This window comes from Pseudomonas sp. NPDC089734 (assembly GCF_044748865.1).
Lineage (GTDB): Bacteria > Pseudomonadota > Gammaproteobacteria > Pseudomonadales > Pseudomonadaceae > Aquipseudomonas.
Window position 1 is genome coordinate 52586 of record NZ_JBIVGV010000016.1, and the last position, 18699, is coordinate 71284.

16 protein-coding genes are annotated in these 18699 nt (G+C 59.8%); 9 read left to right on the plus strand and 7 right to left on the minus strand.

Going from position 1 to position 18699, the window contains the following annotated elements:
* Window positions 1-245: 245 nt before the first annotated feature.
* Window positions 246-2390: a catalase HPII gene (gene katE, locus ACIPY9_RS19085; protein WP_400704825.1), complete on the plus strand. Its 2145-nt coding sequence runs from the start codon at window positions 246-248 to the stop codon at window positions 2388-2390.
* A 66-nt stretch (window positions 2391-2456) separates the two neighbouring features.
* On the opposite strand, the gene ACIPY9_RS19090 is transcribed toward katE, so the two are convergent.
* Genes ACIPY9_RS19090 through ACIPY9_RS19105 form a run of 4 tightly spaced genes read right to left on the minus strand, consistent with a single transcriptional unit; the run spans window position 2457 to window position 5275 of the window.
* Entirely contained in the window at window positions 2457-3176 is a 720-nt protein-coding gene (locus ACIPY9_RS19090) for a PA5502 family lipoprotein (RefSeq protein WP_400704828.1), read from the minus strand.
* Between the two features lie 38 nt (window positions 3177-3214).
* Window positions 3215-4003 (minus strand): zinc ABC transporter permease subunit ZnuB, encoded by a 789-nt coding sequence (gene znuB, locus ACIPY9_RS19095; RefSeq protein WP_400704831.1) that lies wholly within the window; start codon window positions 4001-4003, stop codon window positions 3215-3217.
* The gene (gene znuC, locus ACIPY9_RS19100; RefSeq protein ID WP_400704834.1) at window positions 3996-4793 is read right to left on the minus strand and encodes a zinc ABC transporter ATP-binding protein ZnuC; all 798 of its coding nucleotides are present in this window, start codon (window positions 4791-4793) and stop codon (window positions 3996-3998) included. Before znuC ends, znuB begins: the two co-directional genes overlap by 8 nt.
* The gene (locus ACIPY9_RS19105; protein ID WP_400704837.1) at window positions 4793-5275 is read right to left on the minus strand and encodes a Fur family transcriptional regulator; all 483 of its coding nucleotides are present in this window, start codon (window positions 5273-5275) and stop codon (window positions 4793-4795) included. The genes znuC and ACIPY9_RS19105 overlap by 1 nt, the downstream gene beginning before the upstream one ends.
* A 67-nt stretch (window positions 5276-5342) precedes the next feature.
* Between ACIPY9_RS19105 and ACIPY9_RS19110 the strand changes: the two genes are divergently transcribed.
* On the plus strand, window positions 5343-6266 hold the full coding sequence (locus tag ACIPY9_RS19110) for a zinc ABC transporter substrate-binding protein (protein WP_400704840.1): 924 nt from the start codon (window positions 5343-5345) through the stop codon (window positions 6264-6266).
* Between the two features lie 97 nt (window positions 6267-6363).
* Here ACIPY9_RS19110 and ACIPY9_RS19115 read toward each other — a convergent pair whose 3' ends face one another.
* Together ACIPY9_RS19115 and ACIPY9_RS19120 are read right to left on the minus strand one after the other, a co-directional pair.
* Window positions 6364-7314, minus strand: coding sequence for a homoserine kinase (locus tag ACIPY9_RS19115; protein ID WP_400704843.1), 951 nt, complete (start codon window positions 7312-7314; stop codon window positions 6364-6366).
* Window positions 7315-7349: 35 nt separating this feature from the next.
* Window positions 7350-7637 (minus strand): DUF2782 domain-containing protein, encoded by a 288-nt coding sequence (locus ACIPY9_RS19120; protein ID WP_400704846.1) that lies wholly within the window; start codon window positions 7635-7637, stop codon window positions 7350-7352.
* A gap of 74 nt (window positions 7638-7711) precedes the next feature.
* On the opposite strand from ACIPY9_RS19120, the gene polA reads away from it, so the two are divergent.
* The gene (gene polA, locus ACIPY9_RS19125; protein WP_400704849.1) at window positions 7712-10474 is read left to right on the plus strand and encodes a DNA polymerase I; all 2763 of its coding nucleotides are present in this window, start codon (window positions 7712-7714) and stop codon (window positions 10472-10474) included.
* Between the two features lie 238 nt (window positions 10475-10712).
* Here polA and yihA read toward each other — a convergent pair whose 3' ends face one another.
* Window positions 10713-11351, minus strand: a complete 639-nt coding sequence (gene yihA / locus ACIPY9_RS19130) for a ribosome biogenesis GTP-binding protein YihA/YsxC (protein ID WP_400704852.1) — start codon at window positions 11349-11351, stop codon at window positions 10713-10715.
* A gap of 350 nt (window positions 11352-11701) precedes the next feature.
* On the opposite strand from yihA, the gene ACIPY9_RS19135 reads away from it, so the two are divergent.
* From ACIPY9_RS19135 to ACIPY9_RS19160, 6 genes are all read left to right on the plus strand, one after another.
* The gene (locus ACIPY9_RS19135; RefSeq protein ID WP_400704855.1) at window positions 11702-12316 is read left to right on the plus strand and encodes a c-type cytochrome; all 615 of its coding nucleotides are present in this window, start codon (window positions 11702-11704) and stop codon (window positions 12314-12316) included.
* Between the two features lie 187 nt (window positions 12317-12503).
* Window positions 12504-13148, plus strand: coding sequence for a thiol:disulfide interchange protein DsbA/DsbL (locus ACIPY9_RS19140; RefSeq protein ID WP_400704858.1), 645 nt, complete (start codon window positions 12504-12506; stop codon window positions 13146-13148).
* A gap of 12 nt (window positions 13149-13160) precedes the next feature.
* Window positions 13161-14036, plus strand: a complete 876-nt coding sequence (locus tag ACIPY9_RS19145) for an endonuclease/exonuclease/phosphatase family protein (RefSeq protein WP_400704861.1) — start codon at window positions 13161-13163, stop codon at window positions 14034-14036.
* Window positions 14033-16120, plus strand: a complete 2088-nt coding sequence (locus ACIPY9_RS19150) for a GGDEF domain-containing protein (protein ID WP_400704864.1) — start codon at window positions 14033-14035, stop codon at window positions 16118-16120. Before ACIPY9_RS19145 ends, ACIPY9_RS19150 begins: the two co-directional genes overlap by 4 nt.
* Window positions 16121-16217: 97 nt before the next feature.
* Complete coding sequence (locus tag ACIPY9_RS19155) at window positions 16218-16997, plus strand: N-acetylmuramoyl-L-alanine amidase (RefSeq protein WP_400704867.1); 780 nt, start codon at window positions 16218-16220, stop codon at window positions 16995-16997.
* 83 nt (window positions 16998-17080) lie between these two features.
* Window positions 17081-18697, plus strand: a complete 1617-nt coding sequence (locus ACIPY9_RS19160; RefSeq protein WP_400704869.1) for an EAL domain-containing protein — start codon at window positions 17081-17083, stop codon at window positions 18695-18697.
* Window positions 18698-18699: the final 2 nt, after the last annotated feature.

Genomic DNA, 18699 nt, shown 5'->3' on the forward strand with positions numbered 1-18699 from the left:
CTCGGCAGGATAAGCCGGGCGCGCATTTTAGCCTGTCCGGGCAGTGCTGCTTAGCATTTATTTGCTCGCTGACATGCTCAATTGGCATAACGCGACCGGTGGTGCCCCTGAAAGTGAAATTCACTGAACGGTGGTTTGCCAGCCCGGTCACTCCTTAAGCACCGTGATTCCCGAGCCTTGTGCCGGGAGCCGAATTCATCGAACCCGACACAAAAGTCGGGCCTTAGCATGAGGAGTCCTGCCCGATGGCTACCCCGAAAGCGCCACCTCAGACCAAAACACCCGACAGCGAACTGGCCGGTACCGACACGCTGGATCGTGGCAACACCAACGCCAAGCTGGAAAGCCTTGAAACCTTTCGCTCCGACGCCACGCACCAGGCGTTGCGTACCAACCAGGGCGTCAGAATCTCCGACAACCAGAACACGCTCAAGGCAGGAAGCCGGGGACCTTCGCTGCTTGAAGATTTCATCATGCGAGAGAAAATCACCCATTTTGACCATGAGCGGATACCGGAGCGTATCGTCCATGCCCGAGGCACCGGGGCACATGGGTATTTCCAGGCCTACGACGATCACGCCACCCTGAGCAAGGCGGCCTTTCTGCGCGACCCCGGCAAGAAAACCCCGGTGTTCGTACGTTTCTCGACCGTGCAGGGGCCGCGAGGCTCAGGCGATACGGTGCGCGATGTGCGCGGCTTCGCGGTCAAGTTCTACACCGATGAAGGCAACTTCGATCTGGTGGGCAACAACATGCCGGTGTTCTTCATCCAGGATGCGATCAAGTTTCCGGACTTCGTGCATGCGGTCAAACCCGAGCCCCATAACGAAATCCCCACGGGCGGCTCGGCCCACGACACCTTCTGGGATTTTGTATCGCTGGTGCCGGAGTCGGCGCACATGGTGCTGTGGACCATGTCCGACCGAGCCATTCCCAAAAGCCTGCGCACCATGCAGGCCTTCGGTATTCATACCTTCCGGATGATTAACACCGAAGGCAAATCGGTCTTCGTGAAGTTTCACTGGAAACCCAGGTATGGCGTCTGCTCTCTGGTGTGGGACGAGGCTCAGAAACTGGCTGGCAAGGACGCCGACTTCCATCGCCGTGACCTGTGGGAGTCCATTGAAGCGGGGGATTACCCCGAGTGGGAGTTGGGGGTGCAGATCGTGGACGAGGACGATGAGCACAGCTTTGATTTCGACCTTCTTGACCCGACCAAGATCATCCCTGAAGAGCTTGTTCCGGTCACGCCGCTGGGCAAGATGGTGCTCAACCGCAACCCGGACAACTTCTTTGCCGAAACCGAGCAGATTGCGTTCTGTCCGGGACATATCGTGCCGGGCATCGATTTTTCCAATGATCCGCTCTTGCAGGGCCGGTTGTTCTCTTACACCGACACTCAGATCAGCCGCCTGGGCGGCCCGAATTTCCATGAAATCCCGATCAACCGCCCGGTTTCGCCCAATCACAGCGGACAGCGAGATGCGCAGCACCGCATGACGATCGACAAGGGGCGGGCCTCCTATGAGCCGAACTCCATCGATGGCGGCTGGCCGAAAGAGACGCCTGCCGGTGCGCAGGAGGGAGGCTTCGAGAGCTATCCAGAACGGATCGAGGCCCATAAGGTGCGTGAGCGCAGCGAGTCTTTCGCAGACCACTTTTCCCAGGCAACGCTGTTCTTCCAGAGCATGAGTGCTCATGAGAAAGAGCACATCATTTCGGCGTACAGCTTCGAGTTGGGCAAGGTGGAGCGTGAGTTTATCCGGGCGCGCGTGGTGAACGAGATCCTGGCCAATATCGATCTGGAACTGGCCAGCCGTGTTGCGGCGAATCTGGGGTTGGATGCACCCAAAACCGGAACCGTGGCTGCCAGATCTGTGACCCTTGATGAATCACCCGCCCTGAGTCAGACCAACCTGCTCTCCGGCGATATCGCTTCACGCAAGGTCGCGATCCTGGTTGCCGATGGTGTAAACGGCAAGGCTGTTGAGGCCATGCAAAAGGCACTGCAAGCCGAAGGCGCTCACGGCAAGGTTCTGGGGCCAGGCTCTGCTCCGGTGAAGACGGCCGACGGCAAGAGTCTGTCGGTGGATGCCTCCATGGAAGGCATGCCTTCAGTGGCGTTCGATGCGGTATTCGTTCCTGGCGGCAAGGAGGCATTGAAAGCCTTGAGCACGGATGGCGTTGCTCTGCATTTCGTGCTGGAAGCCTATAAACACCTCAAGGCCATCGCGGTCGCCAAAGAAGCGAAAGCACTGCTGGACCTGCTGCATCTGGATGAGGATGCCGGATTGCTGGTGGTTGATAGCTCATATGATGGGTTCTTCAACGCCATCGCCCAGCATCGGGTGTGGGACCGGGAGCCAAAGGCCAAGGCCGTGCCGGCTTGATGATTTCGCGGATGAATCCGCTCCTGCTGCCTGTGCAGGAGCGAATTCATTCGCGAACGATCCTTCTTAAGGAAGTTTCGCCGGTTTCAGAACAACCTGCGCCTGTTCGTTGCGCACGATCTGGCGACGCAGCTCCAGCTCGAAATCAGGGTTGATCTTGACCACACGCTTGGTCAACAAGGTCGCCAGCCAGGGGTAGTCGTCGGTGCGGGGGACCTGCAACAGCACTTCACAGTTGAATGCCACGGTATCGGCAGCTATCGCATCCAGTTGGCGGCGCAATTGCGGCATATCGCCGATCTTGAGGTCGATGGTGGTGCTTTCGGCCGCCGGATCGATCAGCTTGGCAATGCGTTTGGCTTCTGCGGCGCGCAACTCGGCTTCAGCCTTGTCCAGCTCGGCCTTGCGGGCTTGAGCGATGGCACCGTTCACTCCGCTGGTCAGCGCGGGCGCCTTGGGCATCAGGGCACGGGCGCGGCTCAGTGCAGCGGCGGCAGCATTCATGTCGCCCTTTTGCAGGCCGATCTGGCTACGGCTCAGATAGGCTTCGGCCAGCTTGCGCTGGAAGGGCTCCAGGCGAATGTCGGTGGGGGCCGCAGCCTGCAGCGTTGCCAATTGTTCTTCGGCTGTCGCCAGCTCGTTGCTGGTAATGCTTTGTTCAAGCTGTGCGAACCCGTCCGGCTGAGCTTCGGCCACAGGCGTTTCAACCGTCGGGGCACTCTGGCAGGCACCCAACAGGATGGTAAATGCGACAAGCAGCAGATAACGGGAGGCGAGAGGCTTCATTCCTGCGATTCTCTAGGTTGCGCAAAAAACGAGCAAGTCTACACCGCTCGCTTGGGGAGAACAAAGCTGAGCAAGAACAGTGCCGCAGCGGATACCACAATAGACGGTCCGGCCGGGGTGTCCTTGAACCATGACAACGATAGTCCAATACACACGGCCGTCACGCCCAACAGACTGGCACCCAGTGCCATTTGTTCCGGAGAACGGGCGTGACGTTGTGCCGCAGCGGCCGGAATGATCAGCAACGAAGTGATGAGCAGAACGCCGACGATCTTCATCGCCACGGCGATTACCACGGCAATCAGCAGCATCAGCGTCATGCGCAATGAAGCCACCGGCAGGCCTTCGACCCGGGCCAGCTCTTCATGCACGGTAATGGCCAGCAATGGCCGCCACAGGCAGGCGATCAATACCAGCACCAGGGCGCTGCCGCCCAGAATCCAGGCAAGGTCCGTCGGGCTGATCGCCAATAGATCGCCGAACAGATAGGCCATCAGGTCGATCCGTACTTCATGCATGAAGCTCAGCACCACCAGCCCCAGGGACAAGGTGCTCGGGGCGAGAATCCCCAGCAGCGTGTCCGAGGCCAGCGGCTGGCGTTGTTGCAGTGTCACCAGCAGGACCGCCAGCAACAGGCAGCCGAAGGTCACGGCAATGGTCGGGCTGACGTCCAGCAGAAAACCCAGCGCCACACCCAGCAGGGCCGCATGGGAAAGGGTGTCGCCAAAATACGCCATGCGCCGCCAGACCACGAAGGATCCCAGAGGACCGGCAACCACGGCCAGGGCCAGGCCTGCGAGCAAGGCGTAGAGGAGAAAATCAGCCATGCTTGCAGTGGTCTCCATGGACGTGAGTGTGGGTGTGTGGGGTGCTTTCCGCGTCACCGCTTACGACTTCGCCGTGCAGATCATGGGCGTGATCGTGGTGGTGGTGATAGATCGCCAGGCTTTGTGCGTTCTTGCCGAACAGTTCGACGAAGGCCGGATCGTTGCTGACCTGTTCCGGGTGGCCGGAGCAGCAGACATGACGATTCAGGCACACCACCTGATCGGTGGTGCTCATCACCAGATGCAGGTCGTGGGAAACCATCAGCACGCCGCAGCCATGACGATCCCGCAGGCGGGTAATCAGGCTGTAGAGTTCGGCCTGCCCGGCGACGTCCACGCCCTGAACCGGCTCGTCGAGGACCAGCAGCTCGGGTTCGCGCAACAAGGCACGCGCCAGCAGGACGCGTTGCATCTCGCCCCCGGAGATCCCTTGCAGCGGGCTGTCGATGACTTTCTCCGCACCGACTTCTTCCAGTGCAGCCAGGGCGGTTGCGCGGTCAACGCCCGGGACCAATCGCAGAAAGCGCAAGACCGACAAGGGAAGCGTCTGGTCCACATGCAGTTTTTGCGGCATGTAGCCGACCCGCAACCTGGGTTTGCGCCATACGGTTCCGGAATCAGGCTTGAGCAGGCCCAGTACGGCACGCACCAGCGTCGTCTTGCCCGCCCCGTTCGGGCCGATCAAGGTCACGATTTCACCGGGCTTGACGCTCAGTTGAATGTTGTCCAGTACGTTCTGCCCGGAGAGCGCGACAGCCACCTGCTCCAGACGAATCAACGCGGTACTCATCAAGCGGCCTTGCAACCGGAGCACACACCCACGATTTCGACCGTTTGCCCTTCGACCTGGAAGCCGACTTCGCCCGCAGCCTTGACCACGGCGTCGCTGATGGAGTCCTGCTGCAACTCGATCGCGGCATGGCATTCGCGGCAGATCAGGAACTGGCCCTGATGCGCGTGTGTCGGGTGGTTGCAGCCGGTGAAGGCGTTGAGCGAGGCAATGCGGTGCACGAGGCCGTTTTCCAGCAGGAAGTCCAGAGCGCGGTACACGGTCGGAGGCGCGGCGCGGCGGCCGTCTTCATCACTCAGGACGGCAAGAATGTCGTAAGCCCCGAGTGGCTTGTGGCTTTGCCAGACCAGTTCCAGCACGCGACGACGCAGGGTCGTCAGGCGAAGCCCTTTGCTGGCGCACAGCGCATCGGCTTCGGATAGCGCGGAATGCACGCAATGGGAATGGTCGTGGGGACGGCTGGCCAGCGGTGTAATAGGCATGAGCGGCGACGATATTTGATAGAGACGTTATTATGTTACCCGTTCCTGTCTTATATGAGTGGTTCAAGTGCGCCGTCTTTTTAATCTTTTTGTCGTTTTGTCGGCCAGTTGGCTGACTGTTGCCCCTGCTCATGCCGAGGTTCGGGTCCTGACCAGCATCAAGCCGTTGCAGCTGATTGCAGCTGCCGTACAGGACGGCGTCGGTACGCCAGAGGTGCTGTTGCCGCCCGGTGCGTCGCCTCACCATTACGCCTTGCGTCCATCCGACGTACGGCGTCTGAAAGAGGTCGAGCTGTTTTACTGGATCGGCCCGGACATGGAGAGTTTCCTGCCGCGTGTCATTCAGGGCCGAACCTTGCCTGCGGTGGCCGTGCAATCCTTGCCGGGCATGCACCTGCGTCATTTCGAGGCGGATAACTCGTCCCACGATGACCATGGTGCCGATGAGCATGACCATGATCACAGCCCGGGCAGCCTGGATTCGCACCTGTGGCTGTCTTCCGTGAACGCCCGAGTGATTGCCGCGAAGATGGCCGTGGACCTTGGCGCGGTCGATCCGGACAACGCTGCGCGTTACAAGAGCAATGCCGAAGCCTTTGCCAAGCGCCTCGATGCGCTGGACGCCCGGATCAAGCATCGTGTCAGTGCCGTTTCAGGCAAGCCGTACTTCGTTTTTCATGAAGCGTTCGATTATTTCGAGGACGCCTATGGGCTCAAGCACGCTGGCGTGTTCAGCGTTGCGGCTGAAATCCAGCCGGGTGCCCAGCATGTCGCGGCCATGCGTGAGCGTTTGAAGGAAGTCGGCAAGACCTGCGTATTCAGTGAACCACCGCTGCGCCCGCGTCTGGCCGAAACCCTGACGGCGGGCCTGCCGGTGAAGCTGGCCGAGCTGGACGCGCTGGGCGGCTACACCCCGGCCACTGCTCAGGGTTATGAGCAGGTCTTGCAGAAGCTGGGCGATGATCTGGCAGGTTGCCTGGAAAGCCTGTAGGAGCGGATTTATCCGCGAAACCGGCCTTTCAAACGACATGCTTCTGTCGGATGTACCGGTTCTTCGCGAATGAATTCGCTCCCACCTGTAGCGAAGGCTACAACGCAAACGGCAGCGGAAGGTTAACGTCCTGACGCAAGGCCAGGCGCCGCTCGAATTCGGCCGGGTCGTGGATCAGCACGTCTTGCCCGGCGAAGGATTCGGCGGCGATCAGGCGTGACAGCCAGAAGCGCACGCAACCCACGCGCAGCATGGTCGCCCAGAGCTTCGTTTCGCTGGCGGTGAAAGGCCGCAAGGCTGCATAAGCGCCCAGCAAGGCTCTGGCCCGCACGAGGTCGATCTGGCCGTCTTCCTCGGAGCACCAATCGTTCAACGCAATGGCCAGGTCGTAGAGCATCGGCCCGGAGCAGGCGTTGTAGAAGTCGATCAGCCCGGTCAGGTGGGTGCCCTCGAACAAGGCGTTGTCGCGGAACAGGTCGGCGTGCAGGTTGGCCCGTGGCAGCGCCATGATCTGCGGCTTGAGTGCTTCGATCTCCTGCAAGGCCTTCTCAAGCAGTGTTCTTTGAGGCTCGCCCAGGTGTGACAGGAAGTTATTGCCCTCGCTGAGCATCCAGTCCAGGCCGCGATCGGTCTTGCGCTCCAGCACATTGTCCCGGGTCGCGAGATGCAGGTTGCCCAGCAGTTCACCGATCTGTACGCAATGCTGAGTGTTCGGCTCGCTGATGTGTTTGCCCGGCAGGCGCGGCTGCAACAGTGCAGGTTTTTCCGCCAGCGTGCGCAGCGCCTGACCGTCGGTGGTCCGCAAGGCATAGGGCACCGGCAGGTTGGCGTCGTGCAGTACGTCCAGCAGCTCGATGAAGAACGGCAGGTCCTGGATCGGACCACGTTCGACGAGGGTCAGGACGAATTCGCCCTGTTCCAGGCTGATGAAGTAGTTGGTGTTTTCACTACCTGCGGCAATGCCTTGATAGTCGAGCAAACGGCCGAGCCCATAAGGAGCGAGGAAGATTTCCAGCTCGGGCCGAGCCAGTGGGGTAAAAACGGACATATCAGGACTGCCAGCAAATAAGTGAATTTAAGGTGTTACCAGCTGAATATTTCCCACTGCGGGATCAGCATGTCCGGTTGGTCCGACCGGATGAAGTTGGGGCTTGTACCATCGGCGCGCACAAGAAAGTAAGGTTTTCCGTTCTTGGGCGTGATTTTCACGGCGTACAGAAAGCCATTCTGACGGTATTCCTGAATGGTCTTGTCCCCATCGGTGCGAATGGTAACGTCCGGAGCCGCCGCTGGAGAATCCTCTGCTGCAACAGTAATCATCGGGCAGAGTGCCAACAGGCCGGTCAACAACAGTCGATTTGCTGTACGCATGATAACCTTGTCCCTTTGTCGTCAATGGTCCTCGCATTCTAGCGCCGACCCCGCCGAAAAGGTTGAATCTGCTCATGAGCCAAGCCCCCCTCGTCCTGGTGGACGGTTCTTCTTACCTGTACCGCGCCTTTCATGCGCTGCCACCTCTCGCCACGTCCAAAGGTTTGCCGACAGGTGCCGTCAAGGGCGTGCTGAACATGCTCAAGAGCCTGCGTCGGCAGTACCCGAAAAGCCCGTTCGCGGTGGTGTTCGATGCCAAGGGCGGGACTTTTCGCGACGAGCTGTTTGCCGAGTACAAGGCCAATCGCCCCAGCATGCCGGATGACCTGCGCGTGCAGGTCGATCTGCTGCATGCCTGCGTAAAGGGGCTGGGTTACCCGCTGCTGTGCGTGGAAGGCGTCGAGGCGGATGACGTGATCGGCACCCTGGCACGCAGCAGCGCGGCGGCGGACCGCCCGGTGATCATCTCCACCGGCGACAAGGACATGGCGCAACTGGTCGACGGGCACATTACGCTGGTCAACACCATGACCGGTAGCGTGATGGATGTGGAGGGCGTGAAAGAGAAATTCGGCGTCGGTCCTGAGCACATCATCGATTATCTGGCCTTGATGGGCGATAAAGTCGACAACATCCCCGGCGTTCCCGGCGTGGGTGAAAAAACGGCCGTGGGCTTGCTGGTCGGTGTCGGTGGCGGCTTGAAAGAACTGTATGAAAACCTGGACTCGGTGGCCGGGATGTCGTTCCGGGGTGCCAAGACCCTGGCCCCCAAACTGGAAGAACATCGGGCCATGGCGTTTCTGTCCTATGAGCTGGCGACGATCAAGGTCGACGTGCCGCTGGACATCACCCTCGATGATTTGCAGGTCGGTGAGCCGGACCGGGACAAGCTCGCCGAGCTGTATACCGAGCTTGAATTCAAGAGCTGGCTTGAGGACTTGCAGCGCGAAGCCAAGCGCGCGGGCGTAGAGATCGTCAAGGAAGAGGTCGTTTCCGACATCGAGGTGGACTACAAGACGATCCTGGATCAAGCGGATTTTGACGTCTGGCTGGAAAAGCTGCGCAACGCCAGCCTTATCGCCTTCGACACCGAAACCACCGGGCTGGATGCCCAGCAGGCGCAACTGGTGGGCCTCTCCTTTGCCGTCAAACCCGGTGAGGCGATCTACATTCCGTTGACCCACTCCTACATGGGCGTGCCGGATCAACTGGATCGCGACACGGTATTGAGGGCGCTCAAGCCGTTGCTGGAAGACCCGGCCATTCTCAAGGTCGGGCAAAACGCCAAGTTCGACATGAATATCCTGGCCAACTGCGCGATAGGTGGCGATCAGGATTGCGGCATCAAGGTCCAGGGCGTGGCTTTTGACACCCTGCTGGAGTCCTACGTGCTGAACTCCGTGGCGACTGCCCATGACATGGACAGTCTGGCGATGAAATACCTCGGGCATCAAACCACACGCTTTGAGGACATTGCCGGCAAAGGCAAAAAACAGCTGACGTTCGATCAGATTTCTCTGGAGCAGGCTGGCCCTTACGCCGCTGAAGATGCCGACGTGACCTTGCGCCTGCACCAGACCTTGTCGGCAAAGCTTGAGGCGGAGCCGGCGCTGTATCGCGTGCTGACCGAGATCGAAATGCCGCTGGTCCCGGTTCTCGCGAAGATCGAGCGTGAGGGGGCGAAAGTGGATGCCCAGTTGCTGGGCATTCAAAGTGTCGAGCTGGGCAACACCATGGTCGAGCTGGAGCGGCAGGCGTTCACGCTGGCCGGTGAGGAGTTCAACCTGGGCTCTCCGGTCCAGCTCGGCAAGATTCTCTATGAAAAGCTGCAACTGCCGATTCTGGGCAAGACGCCTACTGGCAAACCGTCCACCTCCGAAGACGTGCTGGTCAAACTGTCCGAGCAGGGGCACGAGTTGCCGACGGTGCTGTTGCAGTACCGCTCGATCAGCAAGCTGAAAAGTACCTACACCGACAGCCTGCCGGGGCAGATCAACCCCAGGACCGGGCGTGTTCATACCTCCTATAACCAGGCGGGCGCAGCCACGGGGCGTTTTTCGTCCAGCGAGCCCAACCTGCAGAACATCCCGGTGCGTACTGCCGAGGGGCGCAGGATTCGTCAGGCGTTCATTGCCAAACCGGGTTACAAGCTGCTGGCTGCGGACTATTCGCAGATCGAATTGCGGATCATGGCGCATCTGGCCAGTGATGAAGGGCTGTTGGACGCCTTCCGCAATGGCCTGGACGTTCACCGTGCGACAGCCGCCGAGGTTTTCGGGGTTGAACTGGACCAGGTCACGAGCGACCAGCGCCGTAGCGCCAAGGCGATCAACTTCGGGCTGATCTATGGCATGGGAGCCTCGGGGCTGGCCCGGCAGATTGGCGTCGATGGCAAGCAGGCCAAGGCGTATATCGAGCGTTATTTCGCGCGCTACCCAGGCGTGCGGGAATACATGGAGCGTACCCGCGAGAAAGCCAAGGAGCAGGGTTATGTCGAAACCTTCTTCGGGCGTCGCCTCTATTTGCCGGAGATCAACTCCGACAACGGCATGAAGCGTGCGGGCGCCGAGCGTACGGCAATCAACGCGCCGATGCAGGGCACGGCCGCCGATATCATCAAGAAGGCCATGGTTGCGGTGAACACCTGGCTGGAGGATTCCGGGCTGGATGCTCGCGTCATCCTTCAGGTTCATGACGAACTGGTGCTGGAGGTCCGTGAGGATCTGGTGGAGCAGATCAGCGAGCAGATCCGTCCGCACATGAGCGGCGCGGCGCAACTGGCGGTGCCGTTGCTGGTGGAAGTGGGCGTGGGCAACAACTGGGACGAAGCGCACTGACCGTTGACGGGCAAGCCTGAAGCCGGGCTTGCCCCCATTGCCAACATGAACATTTTGACAGGTTGGGAACTTAACCGGCCCGAGGCCAGTCAGAGAACTCGATTGGTTGAAAAACCCGTCATGCTCCTAGTTGTGTTAAGTGTTGGCAGATATCCGGATCCCGCCCTAAGGGTCTGGACCTTGAACCCCGAACTTCCCCCCTCCCCATATGAAGTCCGGGGTTTTTTTTGCCTGCGATTTATTCCTCGGCAGGCGTTTTGTCTTCCAGCTCCATCCAGTCGGCCAGAACGGTATAGGCTTCTTCCAGGCCCATGCGCTTGGGGGCCGAGAACAGCTGGATAGTGACCGCTTCTCCCCAGCCCTTGCGGATTTCCGACTGAACCTTGAGCAGCGTGTTCTTGGCTGCGCCATAGGTCAGCTTGTCGGCCTTGGTGAGCAGGATATGCATCGGCATCTGGCTGGCGATTGCCCAGTCCAGCATCAAGGTGTCGAAGTCGGTCATTGGATGACGGATGTCCATCATCAGAATCAGCCCCTTCAGGCTTTCGCGGCTGCCCAGATAGGCTTCCAGGTGACGTTGCCAGTGTTGCTTGAGCGGAATCGGCACCTTGGCGTAGCCGTAACCGGGCAAGTCCACCAGGCGGCGGTCGTCGTCCAGCTTGAAGAAGTTCAGCAACTGAGTGCGGCCCGGTGTTTTCGAGGTGCGCGCCAGGCTGGCGTGGGTCAGCGTATTGAGAGCGCTCGACTTGCCTGCGTTGGAGCGCCCGGCAAATGCGACTTCAAAGCCTTCGTCGTCAGGGCACTGATCGACCTTGGCGGCACTGAGCATGAACGTGGCCTGTTGGCACAGACCGAGGATGGGGTTCTTGAGTTGCATGTGATTTCCGGTGAAGGCCCTGCCTGCAAGGGGTGCGGCAAGAGGTGTCGTTTCCGTTTGAGTGGCACGAGTATATAATGCCGCAAATTTTGTGTGGAATTCCCGCCTGCATGAAGGGGAAGACCGTTGAAGCGAGAACTTATACGCGCATTAGAACGCAGTCCGCTTTCAACCTGAAAGGTTTTTACTGCGCAAGAGGGCTTTGGAGCTCCCTGTTGCCTGGATCGAAACGATGCCGCCGCGTGGAATGTGCAAGGACCGCAGTAGCCAGAATTTGCGAACCGTCATCCTGGGGATGAGCAAATCACCTGCTATCTGACTTTTCACCATTAGCCGATTTGGAATACCTGATGAACAAATTATTCGTGAGTCTGCTGTTGACGTTTGGCCTCTGTGGGGCAACCCAGGCCGCTGACGTTACCGGTAATGCTGCTGCCGGTCAGGCAAAGACGCTGGTCTGTAGCGCATGTCATGGCCCGGACGGCAACAGCATGGCTCCCAACTTCCCTAAACTGGCGGGCCAGGGGGAGCGCTACCTGCTCAAGCAATTGCACGAGATCAAGGATGGCAAGCGTACCGTGCTGGAAATGACCGGCCTGCTTGCCGGGCTCAACGATCAGGATCTTGCCGACATCTCCGCCTATTACGCCAGCCAGAAAGGTAGTGTCGGTGCTGCCGATCCCAATCTGGTCGCGCGCGGCGAAGCCCTGTTCCGGGGTGGCAAGCTTGCCGAGGGCATGCCGGCCTGCACCGGTTGCCATTCCCCTGACGGTACCGGTAATGCGGCGGCCGGCTTCCCGCACCTGGGTGGTCAGCATGCCGATTACATCAAGAAACAATTGACGGCCTTCCGTGAAGGCGACCGCGTCAACGATGGCGACACCATGGTCATGCGTTCCATCGCCGCCAAGCTGAGCAACAAGGACATAGACGCTCTGGCGCAATACATTCAGGGCCTGCACTGATCGATACCGGGGTGCTCGCGCATGCAATCCCGGTGCTTGACGTGACGTGCTTCATGGCACATACAAAAAGGGTGGCTTCGGCTGCCCTTTTTTGTGGCCGCCAGCGTTACACTAACGAACCGAAGCCTTGGTGGCCGGTCGAAAGACCGTCGCTTGAAGGCGACTTATATCTGCCCAGGAGTAAAGCATGCGTAAACTGATCATCAGCGCCGCTCTGGTTGCGGCCAGCCTGTTCGGTCTGTCAGCCCAGGCTGCCGCACCTATCGAAGCTGGCAAGCAATATGTTGAATTGAGCAGCGCAGTGCCTGTTTCGGAACCAGGCAAGATCGAGGTTGTGGAACTGTTCTGGTATGGCTGCCCGCATTGCTATGCGTTCGAGCCGACCATCAACCCATGGGTTGAAAAACTGCCTGCCGACGTTCACTTCGTCCGTATTCCAGCCATGTTCGGCGGCCCTTGGGACGCACACGGCCAACTGTTCATCACCCTCGACACCATGGGCGTGGAACACAAGATCCACGCCGCTGTATTCGATGCCATCCAGAAGGGCGGCAAGCGTCTGACCGACCCGAACGACATGGCTGACTTCGTGGCCACTCAGGGTGTCGACAAGACCAAGTTCCTCGAGACGTTCAACTCCTTCGCAGTGAAGGGCAAGATCGCTCAGTACAAGGAACTGGCCAAGAAGTATGAAGTGACAGGTGTACCGACCATGATCGTGAACGGTAAATACCGCTTTGACCTGGGCACTTCCGGTGGTCCGGAAGCCACCCTGCAGGTTGCCGACCAGCTGATCGCCAAAGAGCGAGCGGCTGCCAAAGCCGGCAAGTAAGCGACGCCTGCCATGCGCCGCTGGGGCAAGGGCACGGAGCGAGTCGTTGGCCTGCATGAACCGCGGGTCAACGAGCACCATCTGCTGCAAAGCGGATTGCCAGCCGAAGGTCGTCTCCGGCTGCTCAGCTTCAATATCCAGGTCGGTATCAGCACCGAGCGCTACCGGCATTACCTGACCCGCGGCTGGCAGCATCTGCTGCCACATGGCGGGAGAGCCGGCAATCTGCAGAAGATTGGCGACCTGCTCAATGATTTCGATCTGGTGGCCTTGCAGGAGGCCGATGGTGGCAGCCTGCGTTCCGGCTTCATCAATCAGGTCGAACACCTTGCCCACCTCGGCGCCTTTCCTTACTGGTATCAGCAGCTCAATCGCAATCTGGGGCGGTTGGGGCAGCACAGTAACGGGGTGCTCAGCCGTCTGCGTCCCGGCAAGATAGAAGACCATCCACTGCCGGGCCCTGCCGGGCGCGGTGCCATTCTTGTCCGTTTCGGGGAAGGCGAGGATGCGCTGGTGGTGGTCATGATGCATCTGGCCCTTGGCTCCCGCACTCGCACACGGCAACTGGCCTATATCCGGGAACTGATCGGCGGATACCGTCATCAGGTACTGATGGGCGACATGAATACCCATGCCGTCGACCTGCTGGAGCATTCACCCTTGCGTGATCTGGGCCTTCTGGCTCCACAGGTCGAGGCGACCTTTCCCAGTTGGCGGCCACAGCGCTGCCTTGATCATATTTTGCTCAGCCCGACACTGACACTCGAACGTGTTCAGGTACTGGCCCAACCCATTTCCGATCACTTGCCCGTTGCTGTAGAGATTCGCCTGCCAGCGTCATTATGTGGGGACTCGCTACCCGTGCTCTCTGGTGGACCCCTTGAATGAGCGAAGAAGCCGAGCGCTGGAAAGAGAAATACCTCAAGGGCATCGAGCAGCAGGACAGGCTTGAGGAACGCTGGAACGCCCGGCTCGACTTGCTGCGTCGAGGCCTGGTGCGCAGCAGCCTGGCGGCGGAAGGTACAGACCGGTCTGTCGACGAATGCATGAAGGAAATGCGCGAAATCGTGCGCAAGGACGACATGGATGCGGGCCTGGCTGCGCTGATCCCGCGCCTTGAAAAGGCAGTGCTGGATTCCGAGCAGCGCCGTGAAGTGCGGGTCGGTCAGATCAGCACGGCATTGAGTGCGCTGGTGACACAGTTGCAGGCTTTGCCGCTGCCCCGCGAAGTACGCAAGCCCCTCAAACGTTTTGCCAAGGACCTTGAAGACCGTGCCTCTCAGGCCCGTGAATTGCCTTTGCTGCTAAGCGAATTGAGTGGCTTGCAAGGCAAGGCGCTGACTTTGCTTGAGAAACACGAAGAAGGTTCACGCCCCGGCATCCTGCAACGCCTGTTCGGCACGCGTGAAGAGTCGGGCGATGCGGCTCATCCTCCCGAAAACGCTCATCCGGCTCATCCGGTGACGCCTGCGTCTGTGGAGCCCGCGCATGAGCGCGACGATCAGGAAGACGCCCCTGAATCGCCCGTGCCTGCGCCTTCTGCTCCTTCTCCGCAAGCCGCCCCCGCAAAGGTTGAGGTCGAGAAACCAGACGTCGAGCAGAAAACAGAGCTGAAAGCAGAAGCCACACCTGTTCCGGTTGTGGAGCCTGTCGTTGAAGTGCCGCAACCAGCCGAGGTAGAAGCCGCTGCCCCCGCCGCACCCACCGCACTCACCGAAAAAGTGGTTGCTGCACCTGCATCCGTACCGGTACCGCCTGAAGCGTTGCTGGCGCCCACGCCTTCTGTGCCCTTCGAGCATGTGCCCGTTCCGGTGCCTGTCGAAAGCGACAGTGCAGAAGCCGATGAGTCGGATGATGAGCCCGCGGATGAAGAGGAAGCCAGCGAGGGCGATGCCCATTATTCACTGCCCTCCTCCCCGGAACCGAGTTACAGCTCGGTCGCCGCGCACATTGAGGACACCTTGCTGGGGCTGCTCAAGGACCTGACCTTGCCCGAGCATCATCGCCCGCAGGTCGAGGACATGCAGCTACGCCTCAGGCATGGGCTCAATTGGTATGAATTGCTGCCGATCCTCGACGATCTGGCGGTGTTGATGCTGGCGCTCAATAACGGTGGCCAGCAAGAGTTCGGTATTTACCTCAAGCAGCTCAACGAACGGCTGGAGTCGTTCCAGAGCCACTTGCAGGCTGCCAGCGAAGGCCATGCTCAGAATCAGTCCACGGCACGTGACTTGAACGAGCAGTTGCGTGAGCAGGTGGGTGGCTTGCAGAGCAGCGTGCAGGACGCCTCCGATCTGACCAGCCTCAAGCAAGTGCTGGACAAGCGACTGGAAGGCCTGCTCAGCACGATGGACGATTATCAACGCAAGCGGGATGAGCGTGAGCAAGAGGTCGCTTCGCGTCTGCAAGGCCTGGCCGCCCGTGTCGCAAGCATGGAGCAGGAGGCACTGGGCTTCAGGGTGCACCTGGAGGAGCAACGGCAAAAAGCATTGATCGACCCGCTGACCAGCCTGCCCAACCGTGCCGCCTGGGGTGAGCGGCTCGAACAGGAAGTGGCGCACTGGCAGCAAGAAAAAAACAACTTGCTGGTCTGCATACTGGACCTGGATCACTTCAAGCGGATCAACGACGGGTATGGCCATCTGGCGGGCGACAAGGTGCTCAAGATCGTCGCCAGTGTGCTGAAAAAACGCATACGCCCCACGGATTTCCTGGCGCGATTCGGCGGTGAGGAGTTTGTCATGCTCATGCCCGCCACTCAGGTGTCGGCAGCCCTGACGTTGCTGGATGAGTTGCGGGCCGCTGTCGAGCTTTGCCCGTTCCACTTCAAGGGCGAACGGGTGACGGTGACGGTGTCCATGGGTGTGACAGCGTTCCGGACGGGTGAACGCAGCGATCTGGCCCTCAAGCGGGCTGACCAGGCGCTCTATCGTGCCAAGGAAAACGGCCGGAACCGGGTCGAACAGGGCTGACGGAAACATCTGGAATCCATCGATGTTTCACGGATGAAGCTATTTGGCTGCATTCCGTTATGATGTTGCATTTGCTGCCGACGTATTCTGAACTGCCATGAAGCTGTTTCTTCCTGCACTGTTTCTTCTTGCCCTGACCGCCTGTACCAGCGGGCCAAGGCTCGATACCAGCCATCCTTCGGTCAATCATGATGGCCGGGTTCAGTACGTCATCATGCATTACACCTCCGCTTCGCTGGAGCGTTCTCTGGAGTTGTTGACTCATGGTGAGGTGAGCAGCCATTACCTGATCGGGGACGACAATCCGGCCACGATCTACAAGCTGGTCGATGAAAGTGCCCGTGCCTGGCATGCAGGAGAAAGCGAGTGGGAAGGCCGCACCTGGCTCAACTCCAGCTCGATCGGCATCGAAATCGTCAACCCCGGTTATACGGACACCCCTACAGGACGCCTCTGGTATCCGTACACCGAGAGCCAGATCCAGTCGATCATCGTGCTGCTCAAGGACATCGTCAAACGCAACAATATCGACCCTCGGCACATCATCGGGCACAGCGATATCGCACCCTTGCGCAAGCTGGACCCAGGCCCGCTGTTCCCCTGGAAGCGCCTGGCTCACGAAGGCATAGGCATCTGGCCGGACGAACGGTTGGTGGCTCAGCAGCAGGCGCTGATGATGGATAACCTGCCGGATATCGGCTGGTTCCAGCAGCAACTGGCACGCCTGGGTTACACCACGCCGCAGACTGGAGAGCTGGACACCGCCACACGCCACGTTCTGGCGGCGTTTCAGATGCATTACCGTCCCGAGCGTTTCGACGGACAGCCTGATATTCAGAGCGCGGCGATCTTGCAGGTGCTCAACCGGTCTCGTTGATGAGACCTGGAAGGCCTGCTCTTTAGCGGGCTATTTGCGCGCTTGTTGCTATACCTGATGGATATTCACTCGGATCTCCACAGATGCCCATCGCGCCAACGCGCTTTCGCATGACCCCTCATCCGTGGCTGCTGGCTTTGCTGGCGGCCTTGTTGAGTGCGGCTGTCTTTTTGTGCGGCAGCTTCGGTCTGGCAGTTCATCAGGCACGCCAGAATGAAAGCCTGCAGATGAACGCCCAGGGCGAGCGTTTTCTGGTGCGACTGGAGCAATTGTTCGGGCAACTGAGGGCCGGACTGGATCAACTGGAGCACCAGCCGCTGCGGCGTTGCAGCCCGGAAATGGTCGGACGCTTGCGTGAGGTCATTTCCGGCAACCGCTTCATTTATGAAGCGGCGTATGTCGGTGATACGCGAACCTGTTCCAGTTGGCCGCGCCCGAAGCTTCTCGGCGAGTCCCGCACTCCCGACATTCGTGGCCCCACCTATGACTATTGGCTCAATACGTCTGCCCAGCCAGACGACAATCTGGCTGCACTGGTGCTTGGCCGTGGAGATTTTCGGGTTTCGACGTCCCGTGGGCATCTGACGGATGTGGTCGACCTTCCGGCAGGCGGGAGTCTGTTGGTGGTGCTCGATAATGGCGCCCGGGCGATACCGGTGCTGGGTCCTGCGCAAGTCTGGCCTCCAGTCCGGGACTGGCCGCCGGACAGCGAGACCACTCTGATGACGACCCCCACCCAATTGATTTACCGCATGCCTACGCAAAGTCCGGAGTATCAGTTGGTGCTGATGACCCCGCGTACCGGCCTGCAGGAAAAGATCACTGGAGCCTGGTGGTTGCTGGTGCCAGCCAGCCTGTTGATGTCGCTGTGCATCGCGGCGCTGGTCCTGCAATTGCTTCAGCAACGCAAATCCCTGGGGGCAGAATTGTCGGGTGCCTTGCGACGCGGCGAACTGAAAGTCCTGTATCAACCCATCTTCAATCTGGAAAGCCGTCTCTGCGTCGGTGCGGAAGCCCTTGTGCGCTGGCGCAGGCCGGACGGCACGCTGACCAGCCCGGACCTGTTCATCCCGTTGGCCGAAAATACCGGGCAGATCCGGCAGATTACCGACTTCGTGCTTCAGGAAACGCTGGAGAAACTGGGCCCGTTACTGCGAGCCAATCCGCACCTGTACATTTCGGTCAACCTGGCGGCATGCGATGTCATCAGCCCGCGTATCGGCCGTGTAACGGCCAGACTGCTGGCCCTGCACAAGGTGGCTCCCCGACAGATTGCCTTTGAGGTCACCGAGCGTGGGCTGGTTGATGTGATGGTGGCGCGCAACCATCTGCAATTGCTGCGCGACCGTGGTCATCAAGTGCTGATCGATGACTTCGGCACCGGCTATTGCAGCCTGGCCTATCTGCAAACCTTGCCGGTGGATTGCCTGAAGATAGACAAGGCATTCATTGACGCCTTGGGGCATGACGCTGCCAGTAGCGGTGTGGCACCGCATATCATCCGCATGGCCCATGCGCTGCAACTGCGCGTGATTGCCGAAGGCATCGAATTCGAGTCGCAGGCCATGCTGCTCAAGAGCGAAGGCGTGGTCTACGGCCAGGGTTGGCTGTTTGCCCGACCTCTGACGGCCGCCAGATTCTGCGAACGGGTGACCGGTGGCCGACGGGGTAACGGACGGCGCAGGGATGATGTGGCGTGAGC

Bases quoted from the DNA above. Each gene is read 5' to 3' on its own strand.
- ACIPY9_RS19105 (WP_400704837.1), bottom strand. From the start codon at position 5,275: ATGCCTATTACACCGCTGGCCAGCCGTCCCCACGACCATTCCCATTGC.
- ACIPY9_RS19155 (WP_400704867.1), top strand. From the start codon at position 16,218: ATGAAGCTGTTTCTTCCTGCACTGTTTCTTCTTGCCCTGACCGCCTGT.
- ACIPY9_RS19090 (WP_400704828.1), bottom strand. From the start codon at position 3,176: ATGAAGCCTCTCGCCTCCCGTTATCTGCTGCTTGTCGCATTTACCATC.
- znuB (WP_400704831.1), bottom strand. From the start codon at position 4,003: ATGGCTGATTTTCTCCTCTACGCCTTGCTCGCAGGCCTGGCCCTGGCC.
- ACIPY9_RS19160 (WP_400704869.1), top strand. From the start codon at position 17,081: ATGCCCATCGCGCCAACGCGCTTTCGCATGACCCCTCATCCGTGGCTG.
- polA (WP_400704849.1), top strand. From the start codon at position 7,712: ATGAGCCAAGCCCCCCTCGTCCTGGTGGACGGTTCTTCTTACCTGTAC.
- znuC (WP_400704834.1), bottom strand. From the start codon at position 4,793: ATGAGTACCGCGTTGATTCGTCTGGAGCAGGTGGCTGTCGCGCTCTCC.
- ACIPY9_RS19120 (WP_400704846.1), bottom strand. From the start codon at position 7,637: ATGCGTACAGCAAATCGACTGTTGTTGACCGGCCTGTTGGCACTCTGC.
- ACIPY9_RS19135 (WP_400704855.1), top strand. From the start codon at position 11,702: ATGAACAAATTATTCGTGAGTCTGCTGTTGACGTTTGGCCTCTGTGGG.
- katE (WP_400704825.1), top strand. From the start codon at position 246: ATGGCTACCCCGAAAGCGCCACCTCAGACCAAAACACCCGACAGCGAA.
- ACIPY9_RS19140 (WP_400704858.1), top strand. From the start codon at position 12,504: ATGCGTAAACTGATCATCAGCGCCGCTCTGGTTGCGGCCAGCCTGTTC.
- ACIPY9_RS19115 (WP_400704843.1), bottom strand. From the start codon at position 7,314: ATGTCCGTTTTTACCCCACTGGCTCGGCCCGAGCTGGAAATCTTCCTC.
- ACIPY9_RS19150 (WP_400704864.1), top strand. From the start codon at position 14,033: ATGAGCGAAGAAGCCGAGCGCTGGAAAGAGAAATACCTCAAGGGCATC.
- yihA (WP_400704852.1), bottom strand. From the start codon at position 11,351: ATGCAACTCAAGAACCCCATCCTCGGTCTGTGCCAACAGGCCACGTTC.
- ACIPY9_RS19145 (WP_400704861.1), top strand. From the start codon at position 13,161: ATGCGCCGCTGGGGCAAGGGCACGGAGCGAGTCGTTGGCCTGCATGAA.